Genomic DNA, 6050 nt, shown 5'->3' with positions numbered 1-6050 from the left:
GCCAATTCAGGAATAAATTTGATGGGGACCCGGACCCGATAAGCGCGGGGATGCCCGCCACAATCCGGACTGCAGGGACAAGCGCCGTGACCCCAGTGTAAGCCACCAGGAGCGAACGGACCACAATGACCCCGTTCATTCGTCATCGACCTCGAGGCTCGGCGCCTTGAGGTTCCCGATCTGGACGCGGTGGGCAATGTAGGCGCCCATGGCGTTGACGGCTTCCTCGGCCTTCTGGTCCAGCGCCGGACGCAGGAACGGCTTGGCCGCATGGCCCGGGTGCATGACCATCGGGCCGACAAAATGTTCGCCGATCTTCAGGCTGCCGCGTTTCACCATCTTGTTGATCATGCCAATGCTGACCTTGCGCGCTTCGCGGCGGGTATTGCGCACCGGCTTGTCGGCCTCAGCGACCGAGATCAGGTGCGGCGCAACGCCGTATTCAATGAACAGACCGAGATAGGAGCCGGACCCGCGCAGCTTGACGTAGGAGCTGAGCCGGCTGCCGGCGGTGCGCGTGCCAATGCCGATCGCCTGCTTGAGCTGACCAGTGCGGACCGGGACATTGGCCTTGGCCTGCTGCTGGATGACCTTGGCCCCGGCACGCAGCCCGCCGCGGATGACGTTGCGCTCGAGGTTCTTGGGCAGTTCGTCGAGCAGGCGCAGCAGTTCAGGGCCGCCCTTGAGCCGGATCGTCATGACGCGGCTCCTTCGCTGCTATGTTGCTCGACAATGAGCTCGATGCCTTCGCGGCGGCCGATTTCGGCGGGGCCCGACACGATCTGCAGGACGCGGGTCCCGATGATCACCCGCATGTCCGGGGTGATCCCGGCGAGATGCCGCATCCGGATTCGCGCAGGCCGGTTGGCGATGACAATGCTGTCGGCCAGGCGCTCGGCCCGGCTCGGCAGGACGTCCCGGACCTCGGCCCAGACCGTGGCGAATTCCACCCAAGCGACGGCCTCTGTCCCGTAGAGGGGATCAGGGGTTACGACCTTGCGCTCGATCCGGATCCGGGTGTCGAGCCTGGAGGCTAGACCCATCGCGCGGCCAACTGGTTGACGAGGGTAGCCGATGACATCGACGGGGCCGTCTGCATAGCCGGGGTCGTGCGCCAGCCGGGCAAGCTTCAGGTCGATCATGCACAGCGCCACCTGCTGGGCGGTGACGTGCGTGCCAAGGGTGATCGACCAGCGCCGGGCGATGGCCTCCATCTGGGTCTTGGGATCGCCGTAGGCAGCACCGCGATCTTCGAGCACTTGCGCCACGCGCTTCAGGAAACCAGCCGCACTCACCGGACACCTCCACGGGTCTCGATGGCCCAAAGCAGGATGGCTATGGCGTCGGCCTCGTTGTCGTCGGCGGGCGCGAAGCCCTTGGCGCGAACTGCCGCGATGACAGCCGCCTTGTCGGCATTGCCCTTGCCGGCGATGAACCGCTTGATCGTGCCGACGGGCACGCCCTGATAGGCAACCAGGGTTTCCTCGCACCAGGCGGTCAGCATGCCCAGCATGCCGCCGTAGACATGGGCCGCATCGGTCCCTGCGTGGCGGCGAACTTCCTCGAAGTAGATCGCCTCGATTGGCCCCGCATCGAGATCAAGCTGCTCGAGCCAGCGCCGGAAGCGCAGGTAGCGTATGCCGCCGCCGTCGTAGCGGGTGTGCTTCAGCGACACAGTCCCGGTGCTGATGTGGCCGTCTGGCGACTGGAGGGCCCAGCCGGCGCTGGTGCCAAGGTCGAGGGCAAGAACAGCACCGTGACGGATGGTGACGGATGTGACGGGTTCTCCGTTATCACTTCCAGAGGCGCGCACGTGTGCGCGTGTAACGCCTATAAGGGGACGATCCGTCACATCCGTCACCGACATTGATTTTGCTGACATTTTTCAAAACTCCATCGGGCTGGTCTGGGGTTGGGCCTGACGCAGGGCGAGACCCCGGAAACCCCGGGCTTTGTTGGTGTTGGCGCGCTGGAACCCGCGGTTGGCGAGGGTCTCGGAGAACCGCTTGTTCGAGCCGGCGAATTCGCCGTTGGCATCGGCCCAGTTCTTCCAGTCGGCGTAGAGACGCTGGGAGGTATCCTGCAGATGCGAGGCCTGATCGCAGCGCTCCTCAAGCCAGCGACCGATTGCGTCCTCTGCCTCGAAATATTCCTCTGTGGCGGCGAGCACCGATGCCGGAGGTTTCAGGCCGATGCGTTGCCATTCGAGGCAGCCGCGTAGTGCCCAAGCGAGAATACCGTCGCGTTCCGCCAGCAGCCGATCCGGCAGACGCTTGTCGCGTTTGTGGGCCGGAATAGTCACCGTGAACGGGATCATGTGCAGGCGCCGCCGCATTGCCTCGTCGACATTGCGGATCGATGGCTTGTGGTTGCCGACCACCAGCAGCTTGAACTGGGGCGTGAACTCGAAGAAATCCTGCCGCATGAACCTGGCGGTGATCTTGTCGCCGCCGGTCAATGCCTTCAGCTTGCTCTCGGCCCAGCGGCTGCCCTGTTCAGTTTCGATGGCGGAGACGACCCGCGCGCCCCGCAGGCCCGCCATATCAGTCGGGTGGCGATCGCCGTGGCTCGCCATGAACATGTCCATCGCTGCGACCGTTGCGTAATCACCCGTGATCGCAGTCAGAGTGTTGGCGAACACCGACTTGCCGTTGGCGCCAGTGCCGTAGAGGAAAAACAGGGCATGCTCGGTCGTGACACCGGTCAGGCAGTAGCCCGCCATTCGCTGAAGGTAGCGCTGCAGTTCGACATCGCCGCCGGTGACTGTGTCGAGGAATTCCAGCCAAACCGGGCAATCCCCCTGCGGTGATGCGCTGGTGATCTTGGTCATGTAGGCCGGGCGGTCATGCGAGCCGAGAAGCCCGGATTGGAGATCGACGATCCCTGCCGGCGTGTTCAGCGCCCAAGGGTTACGATCCCAGACCTCGGTGGTCTCGGCATGGCGGCGATCGGCCCGAGCGATACGTTCGACGGCTGCAATAGTGGATGCCGATGACAGCTTGGCCTTCAGCTTGGCGCTCGCCGCCTTGCGGGCCGCTGCCCGACATATCTGTCGTGACAGGTCATAGGCCTGCAGCGTGTCCTCTTTCCGCCAGACCGTGCCTGACCAGTTGAGCCACTGACCCCAGGCTGCGACGTATCGCCAATCCTCCGCATGCTGGTCGGTGAACGCCTCAGCCAAGGCATCTTCGGTCAACTGGACTGGAGCCGAACTCCCGCCGCTGTGGCCGCCACCTTGGGGTGGTCCGCCACCGGGATCCGCATCAAGATAGTCCTCGCCGTAGTTGGCACTGTCGAGCCTCCATATCTTCTCGGCCTCGTGGCGAAGGCGCGATTCCTCCCATGGCGGATCGATGCGGGCGCTGTTGTAATCAACGATTTCAGCCCACGCCTGCGCCGCGGTAACATGGCCTTCGCGGCATCGGCGGATCCAGTAACCAATGATCCGCGACAGGGCCTCGAAGCGGGTCGTGCCATCAACGCCGCCCTCGCGGACGACGTGGCTGAAAAGCTCAGTCACCGCTCCGGAAGTCACGCCGGCGTTGTTGAAATCGAGATCCGACGGAACTTCCCCCTCTAGCGGAGGCATGGCCATCACAGCCTCGACCAAATCGCCAAGGTCATGATCCCGCGTCCGGCAGTGGAGGATTTCAACCAGCCGCTGCGTGCCGGATTTTGCGTGTACAGAACCTGCCACTCGGATCGGCTGGTGCGGCGAGCGGAACGACGGATCGCCGCCAACCTTGCAGGCGATCATGTGCCGGGCACGGCAGACGGTGGTTATATCATCGCCCTCGGCCGGTTCGGACAGCCGCCAGTAGAGATGTAGCTTGCGCTGCCCCTCTGGCGTGATGCCGCCCGATGCCACCTCGAGACTGGGTTCGCCTAGATGCCTCACCAGGTGATCTCGTTTGGCGTCGATGTCGCCATGATCGAGATCGACCAGCACCACCTGGGTCTGGGCAATGTGCTCGGCCTTGGCTTCACCAGCCGCCAGCACAGTCCCCGGGACCACGAACAGGGCCATACCATTGTCGGCCGCCCAGCCGGCCTGGACCGCCAGCTTACCCGCCAATTCGGCGTCGTTTTCCATGAAAGGGGTGTGAGGCATGTGATCGCCGCCACCTTTTTCGGCAAGCGCGCGGACGGGTACGAAATGCTCGCAATAGCCCAACACCATGTCGGTGAAGGTCGCGATCATTACGGGGTCTGGTTTGACGGGCGGCTGTACCGCTTCGGTGTCAGCCTTCATCATGACCAGCACCGCTGCTTCCAGTCACACCACATGCATTCGAAATGATCGTGATCAGCCGCGACACGAGGCAGCCATTCACCGGCGTCGCATGCCTGCAGTATCCGCACGGCCTTATCGCTGCAGGCCTGCGCCAGCGCGCCGTTGAACGGCACCAGCTCATGCCAGAGCTCACAGGTATCCTTGTTGACTGCCGTGAACACGGCCGGATGGTCCGTGAGGCCGAGATAGGCTTGGTAGAGCGCGATTTGCGCAGCGTAGACGGGCTTCGAGACGGCCACTCCGCGCTTCACGATGTCTCGCCAGTTCTTCGCGTTGGCGGACTTGCACTCCCACAGCGCCGGGACGGCCAGGTCGTCCGGACCTGCCACAATGACCCCATCGATGTGCCCACGAACCCGGCCGTCCGCGACGGCAAATCCGAACTGGTCGCCCGATGAATTGCGCGTGCGCAGGTCGTATCCGGCCTTAGTCAGCCAGTCGACAGCAAGGTCCTCGAACACATGGCCCACCGCGAAAATCCGCAGGGTCTTGCCATTGAACTCCCGTTCGGGGTCGCGCGGGACCTTCAGATATTCATACTGCAGCTTACGGGCGCAGCTTTCGCCAAGCCTGCTGCCGCCAAGGTATGCCCGCGGTTCGCGCGTGCTGTTTTCCAAGGTGAGCGCGTTGTCGATCCGGGCGTTCACCACATCGACGAACTGGGGAGGTTTCTCCCGGTGGTTGAAATCGAGCAGGTCCATCAGAACGGCACCTCCGGTGCGCTCTCCCACATCGACCGCTGGAAGCCGTCGACGGCTGCCTCGGCAAGGGCGGCCGCCTGTTGGTCGGTCAGTTCGTTGAAGCGCCGGTGCCAGCCGATCCCAGCCATTGCGCCGCCCATGCTTTTCATCGCGGCGATGAGGGCCGCGCGTTCGCGATCGTCGGGATTATCCATGGCCGGCCATCCCGGTCAGGACCACCAGCGTAAGGGTGGGCATATGATTCGCTGCTGCGACGGCACCGACCACCAGAATGGTCGGGTCTGTGGAGCGATTTATGTGGATAGCCAGGCGATAGCTGGCGACCCGGGAGCGGACACGTAGCCCGCTAAAAAACCTCAGAAAACGGTGCATTTGACAGGACTCCAGATGGTCCTGTCACTTACCGGCGAGGTCTCCGGACTGTCGGGAGAACAGAAAAGGAACCTACCCTCTTGGCAAGTCCGTTCGGGGCGATAGGCTGGATAGTGACGCCGCCCCCCTAAGTTGCCTGGAGCCTGTATGCCGACATTCAATCCTCGTCTGTTTACAAAAGCCGATCGGCTCAAGAACATTTCGGTCGCCAACCTTGTGGCGTTGTTCAGTCCGTGGTCCGAATATCTCGCCGGGCGCGGGGTCGAACTGGTGGACGACGAGGATGGGTTCCCGTTCGAACGGCTGAGCGGTGTGTTGATGACGCCGACCGACGAAACGCCGACCGAACTGGTCGACGCACTTTATTTCATTCACGAAACCGCTGGTGATCTGCGGATCGAGGACCTGCTCGACATGGCGCGATCGAACGGGCTCGATCTCGGGCAGCACGACGACGCAACGCCGGCCGACGTCGCGGTGCAAATCTGGCTCCTGCGCCCGGACCTGCTCCGTGATTCCCATAACCGCGCCGTTGTCTTCAATCAGAAGAAGTTCGAGTATTTCAGCGGACGCACGGAAGATCCGCGGCCATTTCCGGAGGTGTCGGATGGCCAAGCCCTCGAAATCCAAGCTGTCTGCCTTCAGCGCCAATGGCACAGATTTGAGGTTGTGATTTAAGGAGG

At 63.2% G+C, this 6050-nt stretch carries 7 protein-coding genes; 1 reads left to right on the top strand and 6 read right to left on the bottom strand.

The features are described 5' to 3' along the window. Nucleotides 1-135: 135 nt before the first annotated feature. The 6 genes from HUW43_RS02065 to HUW43_RS02040 are packed head-to-tail and all read right to left on the bottom strand — an operon-like array spanning nucleotide 136 to nucleotide 5189. Entirely contained in the window at nucleotides 136-699 is a 564-nt protein-coding gene (locus HUW43_RS02065) for an HK97-gp10 family putative phage morphogenesis protein (protein ID WP_188235856.1), read from the bottom strand. Next, nucleotides 696-1295, bottom strand: a complete 600-nt coding sequence (locus tag HUW43_RS15590; RefSeq protein ID WP_317450802.1) for a head-tail adaptor protein — start codon at nucleotides 1293-1295, stop codon at nucleotides 696-698. The genes HUW43_RS02065 and HUW43_RS15590 overlap by 4 nt, the downstream gene beginning before the upstream one ends. After that, nucleotides 1292-1882, bottom strand: a complete 591-nt coding sequence (locus tag HUW43_RS02055) for a hypothetical protein (protein ID WP_223181198.1) — start codon at nucleotides 1880-1882, stop codon at nucleotides 1292-1294. The genes HUW43_RS15590 and HUW43_RS02055 overlap by 4 nt, the downstream gene beginning before the upstream one ends. 3 nt (nucleotides 1883-1885) lie before the next feature. Beyond that, the gene (locus HUW43_RS02050; RefSeq protein ID WP_223181200.1) at nucleotides 1886-4255 is read right to left on the bottom strand and encodes a phage/plasmid primase, P4 family; all 2370 of its coding nucleotides are present in this window, start codon (nucleotides 4253-4255) and stop codon (nucleotides 1886-1888) included. Further along, a complete protein-coding gene (locus HUW43_RS02045; RefSeq protein ID WP_223181197.1) occupies nucleotides 4252-4995 on the bottom strand; it encodes a hypothetical protein in 744 nt (247 codons plus the stop codon). Before HUW43_RS02045 ends, HUW43_RS02050 begins: the two co-directional genes overlap by 4 nt. Beyond that, on the bottom strand, nucleotides 4995-5189 hold the full coding sequence (locus tag HUW43_RS02040; RefSeq protein ID WP_188235855.1) for a DUF6511 domain-containing protein: 195 nt from the start codon (nucleotides 5187-5189) through the stop codon (nucleotides 4995-4997). Before HUW43_RS02040 ends, HUW43_RS02045 begins: the two co-directional genes overlap by 1 nt. A gap of 325 nt (nucleotides 5190-5514) precedes the next feature. On the opposite strand from HUW43_RS02040, the gene HUW43_RS02035 reads away from it, so the two are divergent. After that, nucleotides 5515-6045 carry a hypothetical protein gene (locus HUW43_RS02035; RefSeq protein WP_188235854.1) on the top strand — a complete coding sequence of 177 codons (531 nt, stop codon included), beginning with the start codon at nucleotides 5515-5517 and terminating at the stop codon, nucleotides 6043-6045. The last annotated feature ends 5 nt before the right edge of the window (nucleotides 6046-6050 follow it).

Source organism: Sphingopyxis sp. LK2115 (genome assembly GCF_014595975.1).
Lineage (GTDB): Bacteria > Pseudomonadota > Alphaproteobacteria > Sphingomonadales > Sphingomonadaceae > Sphingopyxis.
This window is presented reverse-complemented; position numbering and strand designations above follow the sequence as displayed.

Excerpts from the sequence above, each read along its gene's own strand:
- HUW43_RS02065 (WP_188235856.1), bottom strand. The coding sequence starts at position 699 with ATGACGATCCGGCTCAAGGGCGGCCCTGAACTGCTGCGCCTGCTCGAC.
- HUW43_RS02055 (WP_223181198.1), bottom strand. The coding sequence starts at position 1,882 with ATGTCAGCAAAATCAATGTCGGTGACGGATGTGACGGATCGTCCCCTT.
- HUW43_RS02050 (WP_223181200.1), bottom strand. The coding sequence starts at position 4,255 with ATGATGAAGGCTGACACCGAAGCGGTACAGCCGCCCGTCAAACCAGAC.
- HUW43_RS02045 (WP_223181197.1), bottom strand. The coding sequence starts at position 4,995 with ATGGACCTGCTCGATTTCAACCACCGGGAGAAACCTCCCCAGTTCGTC.
- HUW43_RS02040 (WP_188235855.1), bottom strand. The coding sequence starts at position 5,189 with ATGGATAATCCCGACGATCGCGAACGCGCGGCCCTCATCGCCGCGATG.
- HUW43_RS02035 (WP_188235854.1), top strand. The coding sequence starts at position 5,515 with ATGCCGACATTCAATCCTCGTCTGTTTACAAAAGCCGATCGGCTCAAG.